This is a genomic window from Pontibacter toksunensis (assembly GCF_042686245.1).
Lineage (GTDB): Bacteria > Bacteroidota > Bacteroidia > Cytophagales > Hymenobacteraceae > Pontibacter > Pontibacter toksunensis.
Window position 1 is genome coordinate 251,113 of record NZ_JBHUOX010000001.1, and the last position, 17,390, is coordinate 268,502.

A 17,390-nucleotide genomic window follows, 5' to 3' on the forward strand; every position below is an offset into this window, starting at 1 on the left:
GTTTATTTTAGAACAGGAGTATCATCATGAAAAATAAGATAAGATTAGCCTCACTTGCTATTGTGTTGTGTGTTGGGTATAGCTATCAGAACACTGTGCAGGCACAAACGCAGGGTTGGAGCGAAGGTGCTAAATTAGAGGATGCCGAGGTAATAGTAGAGAAGAACCGTGTAATAGAATTGCCACAAGCTGCCCGCAACTTCGAGAAATTTAAAGTTGACCCGCCGGAGACCGGTGACCGCAACGTGCGCTACCGCTTTGTCGATTACCGTTTGCCTTCGCAGGACATTAACCTGCAGATGCGCGTGCTGACTATTAAGCAGGATGAGCTGACCAAACTGTATGGCAATTACCTGAAGGGGGGAATCGGTAACTACGCTTCTCTGTACCTGAAGGGCTACTTCCATAACAAACGCAGCGAAACTGCTGACGTTGGTGCTGAAGTGAGCCACATCGCTTCCGGGCGCGGCTCTGTAGACGGAGGAAACTCAGCTGTAGTTAACTCAAATTTAAGCGTGCACGGTGAGCGTTACCTTCGGGACCTAACCGTAGGTGGTAAAGCAAAATACGGTCGAGACAAATATCACTTTTATGGCTATGAGCCAGCATTGGAGGGTGACCAGGAAATAGAGAAGGACTCTATCCGGCAGGTATTCAACAGGATTTCCGCAGAAGGATTTCTGCATAACCAGACCTCAGGTGCTCCATTCCAGTTCAGGGGAGATGCGCAGTTCCGCTACCTGAACGACCGCTACGACATGAGCGAGAGCAACCTGGCTTTGAAGCTTCGCAGCGAGTACGGCATTGACGAAACGTCAGCATTCAGAGTGGATGCTGACCTTTCCTTCCTGTCGCATAAGGATTCCGCTACAGTTAGCCGTAACTTCTTTAAACTGAGCACAGCCTACGAGCGGCAGCTGAATGCTATCCGCCTTACCCTGGGAGCAAAAGTAGCTTACACCGGCGATACTGTGAGCAACGCCCGTAAGTTCAATGTATACCCGATGGTGCGAGTAGGACTAGAGCCTATCAAAGGTAACCTTCTGATATATGCTGGTTTAGGCGGCGATCTGGAAAGGGTTACTTTATATGAACTGACACAGGAAAATCCTTGGCTGGCACCGAATGTGAATGTTGCGGATATTAATAAAGGGCTGGAGATATACGGTGGTTTCCAGGCAAACCTGGCCAATTATGTGCAATTAAATGCCCGTGTTGCTTACCAGAACTACCGCAACCTGTACTTCTATAACAACTCCCCGCTAGACCCGGCCAAATTTGACCTGGTGTATGACAACGGCGTAACAAATGTGCTGAATTTTTATACCGAGGCTTCCTTTAATTATTCTGATGAAATCAGGCTGGGTGTAAAGGCTGATTATAACAGCTATAACACAGACGACTTAGAGAAACCCTTTCATCGTCCGTCGCTGATGTCGAGTATTTATGGCACCTACAACTTCTATGATAAGATTCTGTTTAATTCAGAACTTTACTATATTGGGAGTTCATTCGGGCGCGTTTATAATGCAGACGGAACCTCAGAGTTACGGGAAACAGATACAATTGTTGACCTGAACCTAAAGGCTGACTACCGCTTTACGAATAACTTTACTATTTTCCTGATGGCCAACAATCTTCTTGGGCAGAAGTACGAAAGGTTCGTGAACTACCCAACGAAAGGCATCAATCTAATAGGAGGCGTAACTTACTCATTCTAATTGCTTATGGTTGAAAAGCATATTAAGTCACTGCTCTATGATCACGACTGTGTCATCATCCCTGATTTTGGGGGACTGATCACACGATATGTGTCAGCTAAAATCAATCCGGTGAAGCACACGTTTGCTCCGCCATCCAAAAAAATTGCTTTCAATGAGAAGCTTGTTCTGAATGATGGCCTGCTGATCAGCACCATTGCTTATCATAACAACATCTCTAAAGAGGCGGCACAGCAGCTGGTGTCGGACTTTGTGCACCAGGCAAAGTCGCGCCTGCACAAAGAGAACCGCTTTGAGCTGCATGAGATTGGCGTGTTCAAGTACAGCGCAGAGCAGAAACTGGAATTTGAATATGTGGAGGGTGATAACCTGCTGGACGCAAGCTTCGGACTGCCAGAACTGGTGGCAAGGCCGGTTCGGGTAGAAGAGCCTGCTGTGTTGCGCACCCTCATTAAAGAGCGCCAGCAGGAGCGGGCACTGGAGAAGCAACCACTCCGAAAGCGACTGAAGAGAGCTTATAATGTGGCAGCTGGCCTGGCGTTAGCCGGTTTAGCAGGTTCTGCACTATACTTCCTCTCGCTTCAGGCCGATTACAACCTAAGCAGCCTGAATCCTATATCGCTGTTTAACTCGAACTATACCTTAAGCAATGCTAACCTGGTGAAGCGCTATGCAGCAGGGTATGTGCCACTTACTGAAGAAGAACGTTCCGCAACCTACGACGCTATCCTTCCTGAAAAAGCATCTGCTGTAGTTGCGGAAGAGAAACAGCCTGAACTGGCAGAACAAACCGATTGGATTGCTGATGCTGACAGTGTGGCTTTAGCATTTGCATCAGAAGAGCCGTTAAACCAGGAAGTTAAAGAAGAAGTTGTTGCCCCTGTAAAGGAAGTAAAGCCAGTAGAGCCGGTTCTCACCATAAAAGAGAAGAACGGTCGTTCTTATATTATCATCGGCGGGTATTCTACAACAGAAAACGCTGAAATAATACGTCAGAATGCCCGCAAGGCGGGGTACGATGCCAAGACTGTTCTACCTGGCCGGTACAGCAAACTGTATCGTGTGTCAGTAGCAGACTTTGCGACGCCAGAAGAAGCAAAAGCAGCCATCAACAATTATAAAAAATCATTCGGAGAAACTATTTGGGTACTTAATTACTAACATGACCTCACTCTTATTACAAATCACGACTACCGCTGCTGACACTACAGCAGCCCTTGCTGAAGGAGCCGAAACAGGACCAGAATCTGTAAGGCTAATTGACCTGGCACTGGCAGGTGGCTGGGCTATGATACCATTGGCCCTGCTTTCTCTGGCTGCCATATACATCTTCGTAGAACGCTTCCTGACCTTAAAAAAAGCCGCTAGAAATCCGGATGGCTTTAACGACCGAATCAAACGAATGGTATTGGCTGGTGACATCAATGGTGCAAAAATGCTGTGTGCCCAGACAAACACGCCGGTGTCGCATATGATTGAAAAAGGACTTACCCGTATTGGTAACCCGCTGAAGAACATTGAGACTTCTATTGAGAACGTTGGTAAGATTGAAATCAGCCGGTTGGAGAAAAACCTTTCTGCACTGGCTACCATTGCGGGTGCCGCACCAATGCTGGGCTTCCTTGGAACAGTAACCGGTATGATCAGCGCTTTTATCGCTATTGCACAGGCGGAGGGTTCTGTAAGTCCTAAGTTACTTTCTGGTGGTATTTATGAAGCTATGGTAACTACTGCAGCAGGTTTGATCATTGGTCTACCTGCTTATGTGGGCTACAACTATTTAGTGTCTAAGATAGACAGCATCGTACATGCCATGGAATACTCTTCTATTGAGTTCCTCGATCTATTACAAGAACCACAGCTTTAAGATTCGTAATGAACATACGCTCTAAAAACAGGATTAATGCCGAGTTCAGCATGTCGTCTATGACCGACATCATCTTCCTGTTGCTTATATTTTTCATGCTTACCTCTAACTTCGTAACCCCATCCGGCTTACCGGTTAGTTTACCTAGTAGCAAAACGTCTGATATTGTTATGCAGAAAATAAGTGTGACAATAACAGAGGACTTAAAGTATTACTTGAATGAGAAGCCGGTATCCCTGGAGGAGATTGAGCCGCAGCTGACAGCGCTGCTACAAGGAACAGAAGAAGGAGCCGTTGTGTTACATGTTGACAAGAGTGTGCCTGTAGAGCACCTTGTAAAGGTAGCAGGGATCGCTAAAAATCTTAATGCAAGTGTAACGCTGGCTACCGTTCCATCTGAATAAAAATAAATTATGGCAATCGCCCAAGCTCAAATACAGGAAGAAGAAAAGAACAAACGCATTGCTGCTGGTGTCAGCATCGGCATGCACGTGCTTCTTGTGCTTTTCCTGGTTTATATGCTGGCATGGCGGGCACCCGATCCGCCTGCGCCACAATTTGGTATTGAACTTAATTTCGGTATGGATGCCGTAGGTAGTGGAAACGTACAGACTACTGCTGCAGCAAATGAGTCCAAGAACGTAGAGGACAGCAAGCCTGCTCCAACACAGCCTAATCCGTTACCAGAACCAGAGCCGGTAGCCAAGTCAACGCCGCCTTCTCCGCCACAGCCTGTTGAAACCCCTAAAGTGACTACCACTACAGCAGAGGCTCCTGTATCTGTAAAAGAAGTTGTGAAGCCACAGCCAAAGCCGCAGCCAACAAAAGAGGAGGTGAAGCCGCAGCCGAAAGCAGAGCCAACAGAGGAAGTAGTGAAGAAGGAAGCTGAAAAGCCAAAGTCACTCTATCCGGGTAAACCAACAACCAGCACCGGAAACGGTAAAAATGGTTCTTCGGATGCTGCCACAGGTAATAATAATGGAGACGATGACGGGGCAGTAGGTGATAAAGGAGACCCGGAAGGAAAAGTAGATGCCAAGTCACTTTACGGTAAAGCCGGTGGTGGCGCAGGAGGATCACTGAACATGCCCGGCTGGCGCTATGACATTGAGCCACGGAAGGACCCATACAGCAACGAAACCGGAATTGTTAAATTCCAGATCAAGATCGATGCGGATGGTAACCTGACAGGAGTGACGGTTGTGGAAAGCAACGTTTCACCGCAGGTGGTGGCCTGGTATAAAGAGCAGCTGCAGAAAACAACTTTTAGCCGAACAGGATCCGGCGCCTCAACTTCCGGAGCATCTGGTACAGTTGTCTTCAGAATTACCTCCCGCTAATTAGATTTCAGTAATTACAGTTTATGACTTATCAGGAGTGCCTTGATTATTTATACCAGCAATTGCCGATGTTTCACCGCATCGGCAATGCTGCTTTTAAGAAGAGCCTGGACAATATCATCGCCCTTTGTGAGGCACTGGGGCAACCGCAACACCAGTTTAAAGCAGTACACGTAGCTGGCACGAACGGCAAGGGCAGCAGTTCTCACATGCTGGCTGCCGTTCTACAGGAGTCGGGTTACAAAACGGGCCTTTATACTTCACCACATCTAAAGTCCTTTACTGAACGCGTTCGGGTAAACGGGCAGGAGGTGCCCCAGGAGTATGTTGTCAAATTTGTGGAGCAGCATAAGCCTCTCTTCGAAAGCATTCAGCCTTCATTCTTTGAAATGACGGTAGCCCTCGCTTTTAAATACTTCGCTGATGAGCAGGTAGACATTGCTGTGATAGAAGTAGGACTTGGCGGTCGTCTGGATTCCACCAATATCATCACGCCTGAAGTGTCGCTTATCACGAACATCGGTTACGACCACCAGGCGCTGCTGGGAGACACTATCAGTGCTATTGCCACAGAAAAAGCCGGTATCATAAAAGGAGGTGTGCCAGCCGTAATCAGCACGCGCCAGCAGGAAGCCCAGGAGGTGTTTGAGGCGAAAGCAGAAGTAGTAGGAGCCCCCCTATACTTTGCACCCGATCTTTTCAGGGTTGAACGCACAGAGGCTTCCAATGAGCGACAGGTTTTCCAGGTGTATCGGCAGGAGAAGCCATTTTTGCCTGGCCTGGAACTGGACTTAGCCGGGCTATACCAGAAGTATAATTTACCAGGGGTGCTGCAGGTGCTTGTGCTGTTGCACGATAAAGGGTACGCTATCACGCATACTTCTTTAAGAAAAGGTTTAGCGAACACTAAAGCCGTTACTGGCCTGAAGGGCAGGTGGCAGGTGTTAAGTAAAAATCCTCTAACTATTTGTGATACTGGCCATAATGAGGACGGAATCAAACAAATACTTAAACAGTTGGAGGCGCTGAAGCCAAAGCAGGTACACCTGGTCTTTGGTGTTGTGAACGACAAAGATATAACGAGTATACTTCAGCTCTTACCAAAGCACTATGCTTATTACTTCTGCCAGGCCAATATACCCCGTGCCTTGCCAGTAAGTGAGCTGCAGGCAAAAGCTTCAAGCCATGGCTTGCACGGACAGGCTTTTGCGACTGTTCCGGAAGCAGTGGAGGCTGCCAAGGCAAATGCGGCACCTGATGAGGTTATTTTTATCGGAGGTAGTACCTTTGTGGTCGCAGAGATTGAAGAACTATAATCAATGGCAAGATCTAAACTAGCTAAGTTTGCCGCTATCGGTGAGCGGGAGAATGTAATTGAACCAGGCGACGATCGATACGGGCAGCTGAAAGGCAGCTGGCGCGAGCACCATTTTCAGAATGATAACCCTCTTGTACTGGAGGTAGGCTGTGGCCGCGGAGAGTATACAGTAGGTATGGCACGCCTCTTCCCCGGTAAGAACTTTGTAGGCACCGATATAAAGGGAGAACGCCTCTGGAAAGGAAGTACACTCGCAGAAGAGGAGGAATTGGAAAATGTTGCTTTCCTGAGAACATTTATCGAGCAGCTGGACGAGAACTTCGCAGAAAACGAGGTGAGTGAGATTTGGATTACTTTCCCTGACCCACGCCCCCGTGACCGTGATATCAAAAGACGTCTAACCTCTCCTCGATTCCTTAATCTGTACAGGCGAATCCTTAAGCCCGGTGGTCTCATTCACTTGAAAACTGACAACCTCGGCTTATACGAGTATACACTGGAGGTGCTACAGGAAACGAAGAAAGAAATCAAGCATCTTATACATACACCAAACCTTTACCAGTCAGACCTACAAGAGCACACCATGGGCATCTATACCACCTATGAAAAGCGTTACCTGGCTGAAGGCATTCCCATCAAGTACCTGCAGTTACAGTTCAGGTAATTAAAATCAGGCTCTGGAGCAGTGAACTTTCGAGTGCGGAAGATGGAAAGCGTCTATTTACCTTCGAATAAAAAAGGAGGAAGGGTTTTTATCTTCTCATTAACATTCATTTCGAACATGCCTGAGACGAGAGATGAAAGGGATCTGCGTCATAGTGGAAAAATCTGTTTTGTCTGAAACACTTTAACATCTCAGATTCTTCCTTTGGACGAAAAGACGCTGTTCCTTAAGCTACTTTACAATCTGAAATAGTAGTTTTAGAACTTGTTGCTCTTCATCCAGTTGATACCGCGCTCAAACCAGGCATCAGATGTTGTTGGGTTCTCCAGTCCAAAACCGTGTCCGCCTTTTTGGTAAATGTGGAGTTCTGCCGGAACGTTGTGCTCAAGCAACGCTTCGTAAAAGACGATGCTGTTTTTCACCGGAACAGCCTTGTCATCTGAAGCATGCACCAGAAAGGTAGGCGGTGTCTGTGCTGTTACCCTTTTCTCATTTGAGAATTCATTCAGCTTATCTGCCGTTGCCTCTTTTCCAACTAAGTTGTCAAAAGATCCCTGGTGCGAAAAAGATTTATCGCTGCTGATAACAGGGTAGAGGAGCATCACAAAGTCAGGGCGCAGGTTTGTTTTAGCCGGGTTGCTGATATAGGCCTGTTGAAAATGCGTTCCTGCTGTTGAGGCTAGGTGACCACCGGCTGAGAATCCCAGAATCCCCACTTTGTTCGGATCAACCTGCCATTCCTTTGCTCTTTCACGAATGATCTTGATTGCCTGCTGCGCATCCTGCACCGGAGCCACTTCCGGCTTCGAAGAGGTTTTGGCGCTTGGCAACCGGTACTTTAATACAAAAGCAGCAATTCCCTGCTCATTGAACTTTCTGGCAACATCATACCCTTCGTGCCCTGCCGCAACAATGCCGTACCCGCCACCTGGAATAACAAGGACAGCCGTGCCTGTAGCTTTCTCTTTGGGAGGAAGAAAAACAGAAAGAGTAGGCTTCCTGATTTTACTGAACCTCAGCCTGCCTCCCTCGTTGCTCGAAGTTTCTTCATCCGGACCAGGAACCTCGTTCGGAATCTGCTTGCTATATAATGGGATTTCCAGATGGTCTTTCTGACTATAAGCTTTAGAGAGCGGCATGAACGTAATTGCAAGTAAGAGCAGGAGCAGGTTTTGCCTCTTCATAGTATATAAAGTTATAGATGCATTATAGTTAATCGGCTACGGTAATTTTTAGATTAAGCTGTTTATTGGGTTGGTTGGCAGGAAAAGCTTTTAGCAAATCTTCCTATCTCAAATGAACAGGTGTCTTTTTAAACCTCAGGCTTCTTCTATTTTTTCAAAGATTTCCTGCAGCTCGTCAAAGTCTTTCAACCCGGGCTTGATTTCGTTGCCTCCCTGCAGTCCTATTCCAGCTGGCTTTATTTTATCAAGCGTTTTGGAAATGTTGTCCTTGTCTATTCCGAAGCCGATGTATACGTTAAACTGTTTAGCTATGCTTTTCAGAAACTTCACATTGGTTTCATCTACTTTCTGGAAGTCATCCGAATAAACGATAAAGGCATGTACCACCGGGCTGTACAGCTCCATCATCTCCAGTAGCTCGCTCTCTACCGTATCCTTATTAATAAATATTTTCTGGATAACCGGGCGGCTTATCTCTTCAATTTCGTCTATCAGGTAGGGCGTGTCCAACTGAATGTAATCCAAGCCAAATTCCTCTGACATATCGTTAATTATTTCCGGTTTGGCACGTGTAAACTCGCCCGCAATATTCACTCCTGATACCCAACCCGTTATTTCTTTTAAAGCGGCCGGTTGCACGCGTTCCGGATCGTCCAGTTTCAGGTTAAAGCCAATAATGTCTACACCCATGCCGGCGCAGTAGCGTGCATCACTTAAGTTATTAATGCCATTTACTATAACAGAGGTACGTAAGCCCATGTTTATATATTTTTGTGTCGTATCTAAAAATTCCTATGTTGTCTTGTTATTCAAAGTAAAAGCCTATTCCTGTACCATGCCAACTTTTTACGCTTTTTTTCTATATTGGGATGGTTTTGCGTCAGATGCAGGGGCTTCTGAATTGGATTAATTACCATCCTGAATCTTTATAACTCTCTTGTTGTTGCTATATTTGCATTAATAAAATTTTTTAAGCAGAAATACACTATATTATATAGATGAGTAACAAAGGAAGGGTATTAGTAGCCATGAGCGGCGGCATCGACAGTTCGGTGGCTGCCGTGATGCTGCATGAGCAGGGCTACGAGGTAGTGGGGATGACAATGAAAACCTGGGACTATGCCTCCAGCGGTGCCAGCAAGAAAGAAACTGGTTGCTGCAGCCTCGACTCTATAAATGATGCCCGTAACATTGCCGTACAATTAGGTTTCCCGCATTATATAATTGACATCCGTGAGGAGTTTGGCGATTTTGTGATCAACCACTTCACAGATGAGTACATTGCCGGCCGTACGCCAAACCCATGTGTGCTGTGCAACACCCATATAAAATGGGATGCACTGCTGCGTCGGGCCGACCAGCTGGGCTGTGACTTTATAGCTACCGGGCATTATGCCAATGTGCGCGAGGAGAATGGCCGGTACATCATTTCGAAAGGGCTGGATGAGAATAAAGATCAGTCTTACGCGCTTTGGGGCATCTCTCAGAAGGGTCTGAGCCGGACAATTTTCCCGCTGGGCAAATTGCATAAAACAGAAATCCGGCAGATGGCCCTGGACCGTGGTTTCACTGAACTGGTGAACAAGCCGGAGTCTTATGAGATATGCTTTATCCCGGACAATGACTACCGTGGCTTCTTGAAGCGCCGTGTGGAGGGACTGGAAGAAAGAGTGGCAGGTGGTGAGTTTGTGCTGGAAGACGGCACTGTAGTGGGTAAACACGAAGGGTATCCTTTTTACACCATTGGGCAGCGCAAAGGCCTGGGCATTGCGCTAGGCTTTCCGGCGTATGTCACCCGCATCGAAAAAGATACAAACCAGGTGGTATTGGGCAACTACGATGAACTGGCCAAAAATGCCATGACAGTAGGCAAGCTTAGTATGTCGAAATACGAGAATCTGATTGACCAGCCTATCCCGACGGTGACGAAGGTGCGCTATAACGATGCAGGCACAGAAGCTATTATTGAGCAGGTAGGTGACAAAATGAAAGTGCATTTCCTGAGAGGGGTGCATGCCATTGCTCCTGGCCAGGCAGCTGTTTTCTACGAAGGCGACGATGTAGTAGGCGGGGGCTGGATTGAGTCGAATTATAATCTTGAATATTATAAACTGGACGTGCTACAACAATGAGAAAAGCCCTGTTGCTTTTGGTCGTAATAGCGGGCTTTGTAGCTGGCTGCGACAGGAATGAAGAGGAAGTTGACCCTGCTTTAATGGGTTACGACTATTACCCGTTAGAGATTGGGGACTACCGAATCTACAAGGTAACAGACATCCGTTTTCAGCATAATGTGGGGGATACTACCCGCTTCCAGTTAATGGAACGTGTGGACACATCCTTCTACGACCAGACTGACAAGCTTAACTATAAAATCATTCGCTCTGTTCGCCCAGATGAAAACAGCGGCTGGGTAGAGGACTCCGTTTTTGTTGTTTCAAAACAGAGTACAAAGGTCATGTTAACAAAAGATAATACAAGATATGTAAAGCTTGTGTTTCCTATCAAAGATGGAGTTTCTTGGTTAGGTGATGCTTATAATGACCATAAAGCAAATATAATCAGCCGTGACCCGAATAAAAGGGCAGAGTATTATTTAGACAAAGATCCCTCCATTTATCATAATAAACGCGCTTCCTACACATTAATGGATAAGACATATCTTAATACAGTAACTGTTATTCAAGGTTATCCTTCTCATGATGGAGTTGGATTAGATGACAGAAAAGAGGTATATGCTGAAGGGGTGGGACTTATATACAAAATATTTAACCGGGTAATGTACACTCCTTGTAGTATAGAAGATTGTGTTTATGGAGAAAAGTATAAAATACATGGCCACGAGCGTCACGAAGAGCTCATCTCCCACGGAAACGAATAACTTATGCGCCAACTGCTCCTCTTCCTCAGTCTGTACCTATTGCTTGTTCCTGCTGTTTCGGCACAGGATACTGGCGGCGGTACCGGGGCAGAGGAGCATAAGCGTTTAGTATACTTCACAGACAAGAAGAACTCTCCTTATTCCCTTTTAAATCCGCTCCAGTATCTTTCTCCGAAAGCTATAGAGCGCAGGCAGCGGCAGAACATTGCACTCAAATCGCGGGACCTTCCGGTAAATCCAGCCTATGTAGCAGGCCTGAAGGCGCTGAATGTGCCGGTGTGGTATACCTCGCGCTGGTTTAATGCGGCGGTGGTGCAATGCTCTGACGATAAGTTGCAGGAGATAGCAGCACTTTCCTACGTTAGCAACACCAGAACGCTTAACCGTATTGCTGCCTCACCTGGTGAATTGAGACAGCATGTGAAGCAGGGGATGGAGGGACTGCATTTTTCTTCTCCTTCTAAAGTTTCTTTGGATAGCAGTGACTATGGCTTAGGCTATCACCAGGCGAACATGCTGGGGGCAGATGAACTGCATGCTGCCGGTTTTGCCGGAGAGGACATGACAATTGCCGTGTTTGATGCCGGCTTTCCTGCTGTGAATACCATGGATGCTTTTTCGCACCTGTTTCAAAAGGACAGGCTAAAGGGCACGTTCGATTTTGTACAGAAGCAGCAAAACGTATTTGGCGCTGATGCACATGGCACTGCCGTACTCTCTACCATGGCCGCCTATGCACCCGGCAAACTGATAGGTACGGCCTATGCTGCCAATTACCTGCTACTGCGCACGGAGGATGCCGCTTCCGAACACAACATCGAAGAAATTAACTGGTTGCTGGCTGCTGAGTATGCTGATAGCGCCGGTGCGGATGTCATTAACTCCTCGCTCGGCTATACTACCTTCGACAGTCCATCCACAAGTTATACTTACAAAGACATGGACGGTAACACCACCCTTGTTTCAAGGGCAGCAGATTTTGCGGCTGCAACAGGTATACTGGTGGTAGTGAGTGCCGGCAATGACGGGAGCAGAACTTGGCGTTACATCTCAGCGCCTGCCGATGCTGACTCTGTGCTGGCAGTAGGTGCTGTAGACTCTTTGGGTGTGAAAGCACCTTTCAGTTCTTTTGGCCCGACAGCAGACAACCAGGTAAAGCCAGATGTGGCGGCACTGGGTTCAAAGGCCTATGTGCTTACAAGGGGAGGAGCTTTGGTGCAGGCGAACGGTACCTCCTTTGCTGGGCCCATTATTGCTGGATTTGTCGCAAGCCTCTGGCAGGCGAACTACAGCAAAACAAACATGCAGATGATACAACTGTTGCGACAGATTGGAAGCAATGCTGCTTCCCCGGACAACAGCATCGGCTACGGTATTCCGGATTTTGCCAAAGTTCAGACAGTCCTTCCACAGTTGCCGCTACAAGGCACTGCCTATATTTCCAACCCGGTAAGAGACGAAGCTATCATTCTGGCGCTGAACCAGGAGTGGTGGACACAAAACGTGGAGGTGCAGGTGCTGGACGCAACAGGAAAGCAGGTATACAGGCAGTACATATCATCTGCCCGGGAAGAACAGGCACTACAACTACAGCCACAGCAGTTAAAAGCTGGTTTGTACCTGTGCCGTCTTCGCTCCGGAAGCCGTGTTGTCACGCTCAGGTTTGTAAAATTATAAGTATTTTCCGGCTACATAGCCTGAACATCCGCTGGTTTATAAAGATAAAATTACCTTTGCAGGTATGACACCAATAATTGCCCCTTCAGTACTTGCCTCTGATTTTGCCAATCTACAATTGGAGGTGGAGATGCTCAACAAGAGCCAGGCCGATTGGCTGCACATCGACATCATGGACGGCCGCTTTGTGCCGAATCTCTCCTTTGGGTTTCCAGTAATGGAAGGTATCAAGCGTTATGCCCAAAAGCCTATGGATGTACACCTGATGATTGTGGAGCCGGAACAGTACATTGAGCAGTTCAGAGCAGCCGGTGCCGACACCATCACAGTTCATTATGAAGCCTGTACGCACCTGCACCGCACTTTGCAGCAAATAAAAGCAACAGGAGCGAAGGCAGGCATCGCGCTCAACCCGCATACACCTGTTGCTTTATTAGAAGATGTGATTTCAGATGCGGACATGGTGTTGCTGATGTCTGTGAACCCTGGTTTTGGCGGACAAAAATTTATAGAAAACACCTATCGTAAAATTGAAGCACTGAAAAACCTGATCATCGCCCGCAACTCAAAGGCACTCATAGAAATTGACGGCGGAGTAAACCAGCATAATGCACCGCTGCTGCTGGAGAAAGGGGCAGATGTATTGGTGGCAGGTAGCTTTGTGTTCTCCTCTGCTGATCCCTTGCAAACTATCGCGGATCTGAAATCATCCTCTAAATAAAATCCTGTGATGTTGCGATACCTGCCGGTGTGGTTTCTGCTGCTTTTTCCTTTAGCAGTTTCAGCGCAACAGGCACGCATCACAGGCATTATACTGAACCCGGACCGCCAGCCCCTCGAAATGGCCACAGTAGCGGTAAAAGGTACTTCAATCGCCACACAAACCAGTGCAGACGGCCAGTTTGAGCTGCGCGTGCCGGCTCAGGAACTTGTGCTGCTGGTCAGGTACCTTGGCTATAAAGAACTGCAGCAAACAGTTACCCTGCAGCCAAACGAGACGCTGAACCTGCAATTGGTGCTACAGCCGAATCCGCAGCAGTTGGGTACGCTGGATGTGCGTGGAAAGAAAGAGCAGGACACACGGGAGCAGGTAAGCGTCACCAAACTGGACCCGCGCGATATCAAGACGCTGCCCTCTGCCTATGGCGATTTCAATAAAGTACTCGTGACCCTGCCCGGTGTTACCAGTAACAACGAGCTTTCCAGCACGTACTCGGTGCGCGGCGGCAATTACGATGAGAACCTGGTCTATGTCAACAACATAGAGATTTACCGGCCCTTCCTCATAACTGCGGCACAGCAGGAGGGACTCAGCTTTGTAAACCCGGACCTGGTGGAGAACATCAGCTTTTCTTCCGGGGGCTGGCAGCCGAAGTATGGCGACAAACTTTCTTCTGTACTCAGCATACAGTATAAACAACCAAAAGAAGTTGCCGGATCAGTAAGCGGTGGTTTAACAGGTGGTACTTTGCACCTGGAAACTGCCTCCAGAAACAAAAAGATATCTTACCTCTTCGGAGCCCGCCATAAGAATGGGCAGTACCTGTTGCAGGGTTTGCAGGTAGATGGCAGGTATAACCCTGTCTTCACAGATGCGCAGTTTTATGTCAGCGTAGACCTTTCTGGCGATTCCGTGCGGCGGGGTCGCACCACCTTAGGTGTATTGGGCAGCTACGCCCGGAACAACTTTAATGTAGAGCCGGAGTCGCAGGTAACCACTTTTGGAACGCGGCAGGCACCGCTCCGCCTTTCCGTGGGGTTTGATGGGCAGGAACTGATGGAGTATACCACCTACCAGGCGGGCCTGAACCTGAATCACCGATTCTCAGACAGTTATACTTCTGAAGTCATCATTTCGGCAGTGCATTCCTGGGAGCGGGAGTTCCGGGATGTGGAGGCGTATTACCGCCTTTGTGACGTGAGCACCACTGGTAACAACATAGGAGAGTGCCAGCAGGAGCTTGGTTTTGGCACCCAGTACGATCATGCCCGCAATACCCTGCTGGCCCGCATTGGTGCAGCTGAGATACGCAACTCCTGGCGTTTGAGCCAACAGAGTAACCTGCAGTTTGGTGCTAAAATCAGTTCAGAGCATATTTCAGATAAGCTGTCAGAGTATGGATTTACAGACTCAGCTGACTTTGTAAGCCAGAACGCTTTTCTGAATGCAGCACTCGACCTGAACACCCTACGCTACAGCGGCTATGTGCAGCATACATTTGAACTGGACTCCCTCAAAACCATCACCTACGGTCTCCGGGCCACTTACTGGGATTATAACCAGGAACTGAACATTTCGCCCCGCGTGCAGTATTCCTTTATCACGCGTCGTAACCCTGATCTCTCTTTCAAGGCCGCATTAGGAGTATATTACCAGCCGCCCTTTTACCGCGAGCTGCGCAATTTTGCAGGGGAGCTGAACCCTCAGCTTAAGGCCCAGCGGTCTGTACATGCCATTCTGGGCAGCGACTACCTCTTCAAATCCTGGGGCCGTGACTTCAAACTGACGGCGGAGGCTTATTATAAATGGATGACTAACGTCATACCCTACGACATCGACAATGTACGCCTGCGTTACTATGCCCGGAACAATGCCAAAGCCTATGCCGCTGGTTTTGATGTGCGTGTGAATGGCGAGTTTATACCAGGAGCAGAGTCGTGGTTGAGCCTGGGACTGATGACAACAAAGGAAAACGTATTAGGCGATTCGGTGTTCGTTTACAATGGACAGGGTGAAATAACAGGGAAGCAGGAGCAGGGCTACCTCCGCAGACCCACAGACCAACTGGTAAACATAGGTGTATTCTTCCAGGATCACCTGCCAGACAATCCCACCATCCGGATGTACCTGAACCTGGTGTATGGCAGTGGCTTGCCGTTTGGGCCACCTCGTCGCCCGGAGTACCGCAATGCCTTTGACGGGAAGTCCTATAAGCGTATTGACCTCGGCTTCTCTAAATTAATTGTACTTGAAAGTGACCTGGTAGAGCGTAAGAAAGTGTCGCTGGAGAGTCTGTGGATAGGACTGGAGGTACTGAACCTGATTGATGCCAAGAACCGCGTTTCCTATACCTATGTGAGCGACGTAAATGGGCTCACTTATGCCATTCCTAATTTCCTCACCGGTCGCCGCCTTAACTTACGCTTTGTAGCCAAGTTTTAGTTTCTTAATTTTTAAGGGAGCCGATCCACTTCATTCATAAAGATAAGTCTTAAATGCTTTTTTAATTCCCCCTCCTTATTTTCAAGGAGGGGCTAGGGGTGGTTTATTAGCTACCTGAAGTTAGCCACCTTTAAGTATAAATAGCAAAGTAAAAGGGGAGCTATACCAGGTATAGCTCCCCTTTTACTTTGCTATTTATACTTACTTCCGCTTCTTCCACTCATTATAGGCTTTCTCAATCTGGCTGGCGTACTCTTTGTAACTCTCTGGCTCTGCTGTGCCCAGCTTTATGGCTTTTGCCGTTAGCGTGGAAGCCATTTTATACTCGTTATTGTGGGCGTAGAGTTTTGCCTTTATCCAGTTGTTGAAGAAATTGTCTTTGATAGCGATAGACTTGTTTATCCACTCCAGCGCCTTTTCATGATGCTCCTTGCGTGGGAGCATGTACTCAGCGCTCTGTGCCCAGATGTACCAATCGTCTGGAGCCGCTTTGGCAAGAGCTTGATTTATGTTGGCAAGGGCTTTCTTTTCTACCTCCGTCTCTATATTAAGCGTCACCTTCATATTTTCCCAGGCCAGGTTCAACTTCCCCTTATTAGCGCTTAAATCGGAGAAGGAGAATTGCATCGTTTCAGTAAATTCATTCTTCTTCGGCTTCACCTCCAGGTATGCTACATCGTCCAATTCATTATAGCCTTCCAGACCCCACAAGCCTGTGTCTTTGTTCAGCACTACCTGCCATAGGGAGTCACTTTGCGGAAAGATAAAAAAAGAGTAGGTGCCGGCTGGAACACGCTCCTGGTTCAGAAACAGATCATCGGTGAAGGTGATAAGCGTGGCCTCATTCGCACCTGCACGCCATAGAGAGCCATAAGGCACCAGGTCCCCGAATACCTTTCTGCCTTTAACACTAGGCGCATGATAATTTACTGTGATGTCTGTTAAGCCAATCGTCTGCTTCACCATTGCTGCCGGACTTGCCTGTGGCAGCACCACCTGGGCTGAGGCAGAATAGGTACCGATGAATAGAAACAAAAGCAGACAGAACAGATAGTTTTTCATGGTGAAAAAGGTTTAGAGCACTTACACATTTACCTGTTTATGAGAAAAAACTATGCCAGATTAGATATGTTTTTTACAGGAACTACATAACATAGCGCAAAGGTAGCAAATTATTTTTCCTTAAGAGGTGCAACATAGTCACAACAACAGTTGAAGGATTTTGAGTTAGCAAAACTTAAACTTCTAATTATGATACACTTACTAACAATAATTGGGTTTATAAAAAAATTAAAAATAATATATATAAATTAATTGATTATTTATTAAAATAAATGAAACAAAAGTATTGTTTTATTGTATAATCCTAACGTAAATTTGAACTTTCAGAACAAGTAATGAGTTGAGTTCATAATAGCAGGCAATTTTATCTTAAAATCTACCTATTCATCTTCAATCATTAGAAATGTAGTCCCGGGGGTTTCCAGGCAAACCTGAGGACAATTTTATCTTTGCTTTATGCCACAGCTTTCGCCATGGTGAAGGTATTGCTGTGTACTTTCTCACCTCCTCTAA

General features: G+C 47.2%; 15 protein-coding genes. 12 read left to right on the plus strand and 3 right to left on the minus strand.

What is annotated here, in order from left to right:
• The first annotated feature begins 26 nt into the window (after window positions 1-26).
• Genes ACFS7Z_RS01100 through trmB form a run of 7 tightly spaced genes read left to right on the plus strand, consistent with a single transcriptional unit; the run spans window position 27 to window position 6,910 of the window.
• Window positions 27-1,721: a hypothetical protein gene (locus ACFS7Z_RS01100; RefSeq protein WP_377479569.1), complete on the plus strand. Its 1,695-nt coding sequence runs from the start codon at window positions 27-29 to the stop codon at window positions 1,719-1,721.
• 6 nt (window positions 1,722-1,727) lie between these two features.
• Window positions 1,728-2,882, plus strand: coding sequence for an HU domain-containing protein (locus ACFS7Z_RS01105; RefSeq protein WP_377479574.1), 1,155 nt, complete (start codon window positions 1,728-1,730; stop codon window positions 2,880-2,882).
• 1 nt (window position 2,883) lies between these two features.
• Window positions 2,884-3,588 carry a MotA/TolQ/ExbB proton channel family protein gene (locus ACFS7Z_RS01110; protein WP_377479577.1) on the plus strand — a complete coding sequence of 235 codons (705 nt, stop codon included), beginning with the start codon at window positions 2,884-2,886 and terminating at the stop codon, window positions 3,586-3,588.
• Window positions 3,589-3,596: 8 nt separating this feature from the next.
• Complete coding sequence (locus tag ACFS7Z_RS01115; protein WP_377479580.1) at window positions 3,597-3,992, plus strand: ExbD/TolR family protein; 396 nt, start codon at window positions 3,597-3,599, stop codon at window positions 3,990-3,992.
• Between the two features lie 9 nt (window positions 3,993-4,001).
• Window positions 4,002-4,928: a hypothetical protein gene (locus ACFS7Z_RS01120; RefSeq protein WP_377479583.1), complete on the plus strand. Its 927-nt coding sequence runs from the start codon at window positions 4,002-4,004 to the stop codon at window positions 4,926-4,928.
• Window positions 4,929-4,951: 23 nt separating this feature from the next.
• Entirely contained in the window at window positions 4,952-6,244 is a 1,293-nt protein-coding gene (locus ACFS7Z_RS01125; RefSeq protein ID WP_377479586.1) for a bifunctional folylpolyglutamate synthase/dihydrofolate synthase, read from the plus strand.
• Window positions 6,245-6,247: 3 nt separating this feature from the next.
• Complete coding sequence (gene trmB, locus ACFS7Z_RS01130; protein ID WP_377479589.1) at window positions 6,248-6,910, plus strand: tRNA (guanosine(46)-N7)-methyltransferase TrmB; 663 nt, start codon at window positions 6,248-6,250, stop codon at window positions 6,908-6,910.
• Between the two features lie 257 nt (window positions 6,911-7,167).
• Here trmB and ACFS7Z_RS01135 read toward each other — a convergent pair whose 3' ends face one another.
• Window positions 7,168-8,094 carry an alpha/beta hydrolase gene (locus tag ACFS7Z_RS01135; protein WP_377479592.1) on the minus strand — a complete coding sequence of 309 codons (927 nt, stop codon included), beginning with the start codon at window positions 8,092-8,094 and terminating at the stop codon, window positions 7,168-7,170.
• A 135-nt stretch (window positions 8,095-8,229) separates the two neighbouring features.
• Window positions 8,230-8,853 carry a phosphoribosylanthranilate isomerase gene (gene trpF / locus ACFS7Z_RS01140; RefSeq protein ID WP_377479594.1) on the minus strand — a complete coding sequence of 208 codons (624 nt, stop codon included), beginning with the start codon at window positions 8,851-8,853 and terminating at the stop codon, window positions 8,230-8,232.
• Between the two features lie 239 nt (window positions 8,854-9,092).
• On the opposite strand from trpF, the gene mnmA reads away from it, so the two are divergent.
• The 5 genes from mnmA (at window position 9,093) to ACFS7Z_RS01165 (ending at window position 15,815) form a co-directional block, all read left to right on the plus strand.
• Window positions 9,093-10,226 (plus strand): tRNA 2-thiouridine(34) synthase MnmA, encoded by a 1,134-nt coding sequence (mnmA, locus tag ACFS7Z_RS01145; protein ID WP_377479597.1) that lies wholly within the window; start codon window positions 9,093-9,095, stop codon window positions 10,224-10,226.
• Window positions 10,223-10,975: a hypothetical protein gene (locus ACFS7Z_RS01150; protein ID WP_377479600.1), complete on the plus strand. Its 753-nt coding sequence runs from the start codon at window positions 10,223-10,225 to the stop codon at window positions 10,973-10,975. Before mnmA ends, ACFS7Z_RS01150 begins: the two co-directional genes overlap by 4 nt.
• Window positions 10,976-10,978: 3 nt before the next feature.
• A complete protein-coding gene (locus ACFS7Z_RS01155) occupies window positions 10,979-12,652 on the plus strand; it encodes a S8 family serine peptidase (protein ID WP_377479603.1) in 1,674 nt (557 codons plus the stop codon).
• 64 nt (window positions 12,653-12,716) lie between these two features.
• Window positions 12,717-13,373, plus strand: coding sequence for a ribulose-phosphate 3-epimerase (gene rpe, locus ACFS7Z_RS01160; RefSeq protein WP_377479606.1), 657 nt, complete (start codon window positions 12,717-12,719; stop codon window positions 13,371-13,373).
• Between the two features lie 9 nt (window positions 13,374-13,382).
• Window positions 13,383-15,815: a TonB-dependent receptor gene (locus ACFS7Z_RS01165; RefSeq protein ID WP_377479609.1), complete on the plus strand. Its 2,433-nt coding sequence runs from the start codon at window positions 13,383-13,385 to the stop codon at window positions 15,813-15,815.
• A gap of 201 nt (window positions 15,816-16,016) precedes the next feature.
• Here the strand turns inward: ACFS7Z_RS01165 and ACFS7Z_RS01170 are convergent, their stop codons facing one another.
• Window positions 16,017-16,877, minus strand: a complete 861-nt coding sequence (locus ACFS7Z_RS01170) for a DUF2911 domain-containing protein (RefSeq protein ID WP_377479612.1) — start codon at window positions 16,875-16,877, stop codon at window positions 16,017-16,019.
• Between the last annotated feature and the right edge of the window lie 513 nt (window positions 16,878-17,390).